Source organism: Ralstonia sp. 110700041-2 (assembly GCF_056280165.1).
The window spans coordinates 1-1,193 of the sequence record NZ_JBSFAI010000038.1; the positions used below are offsets into that span (position 1 = coordinate 1).

At 57.1% G+C, this 1,193-nt stretch carries 1 protein-coding gene; it reads left to right on the forward strand.

Annotation, left to right across the window (positions count from 1 at the left end; all coding sequences use genetic code 11):
• The first annotated feature begins 66 nt into the window (after positions 1-66).
• Positions 67-1,154, forward strand: a protein-coding gene (locus tag ACUXH0_RS26390) for an IS3 family transposase (protein WP_086003188.1) whose coding sequence is annotated in 2 segments (ribosomal slippage) — positions 67-316 and positions 316-1,154 — 1,089 coding nt in all. Because the reading frame shifts where the segments join, the coding sequence is not laid out codon by codon here.
• Positions 1,155-1,193: the final 39 nt, after the last annotated feature.

A 1,193-nucleotide genomic window follows, 5' to 3' on the forward strand; every position in this document is an offset into this window, starting at 1 on the left:
GGTAATACCCCCTGAAATCCACCGCTGGGAGAAGTAGAATTTTCTCGTTAAGAGGGAGTTCTGCAGATGAAGAAGTCGAGATTCACAGATAGCCAGATATTGGAGGCGCTCAAGCGCGCGGAGGCTGGGCTTGCGGTGCCGGAGCTATGCCGGGAACTGGGCATCAGTTCGGCAACGTTCTACAAATGGCGCTCGAAGTACGGCGGGATGGACGCGTCGATGATGTCGCGCATGAAGGAGCTCGAGGCGGAGAATGCCCGGCTGCGCAAGATGTACATCGAGGAGAAGCTCAAGGCTGAGATTGCCTCGGAGGCGCTGCAAAAAAAGTTCTGAAGCCATCTCGCCGGCGCGAGATGGCAAAGCAGGTTGTGCAACAGCGCCGCGTGTCAATTCGTGTGGCGTGCACAGTGTTCGGCATCAGCGAGTCGTGCTACCGATACGAGGCGAAGTTGAACACGGAGAACGAAGAGATTGCAGACTGGCTGATGCGTATCACGGGCTGTCATCGCAACTGGGGCTTTCTGCTGTGCTATTACTACTTGCGTAACGTGCAGGGATTCGGGTGGAACCACAAGCGCATCTACCGGATTTATCGGGAGCTGGAGCTGAACCTGCGCATCAAGCCGAAGAAACGCTTGGTGCGCGAAACGCCGCAGCCGCTGTCGGTGCCGCATGCCATCAACGAAGTGTGGTCAATGGACTTCATGCATGACCAGCTCGTTGACGGGCGCAGCATCCGGACGCTGAACGTGATTGATGATTTCAACCGCGAGGCGCTGGGCATTGAGGTGGATTTCTCGCTGCCGTCCGAGCGGGTGATTCGCACGCTGGAGCAGCACATGGAATGGCGTGGCAAGCCGAAGGTAATTCGTTGTGACAACGGCCCAGAATACCTGAGCACAGCCATCGTGACTTGGACGCAGAAGCTAGGTATACGGCTGGAATACATTGAGCCGGGCAAGCCGCAACAGAACGCGTACATCGAACGGTTCAATCGGACCGCGCGATACGAATGGCTCTCGCAATATCTGTGGGAAGACCTGGAGCAGGTTCGGCAGGCAGCGGCCGACTGGATGTGGACTTACAATCACGAGCGCCCAAATATGGCATTGGGCGGCTTTACCCCGAAGCAGCGGCTGGCCATGGCCGCTTAGTTTCTACTTCTGCCGACTGTGGAAAACGGGGGCATTACC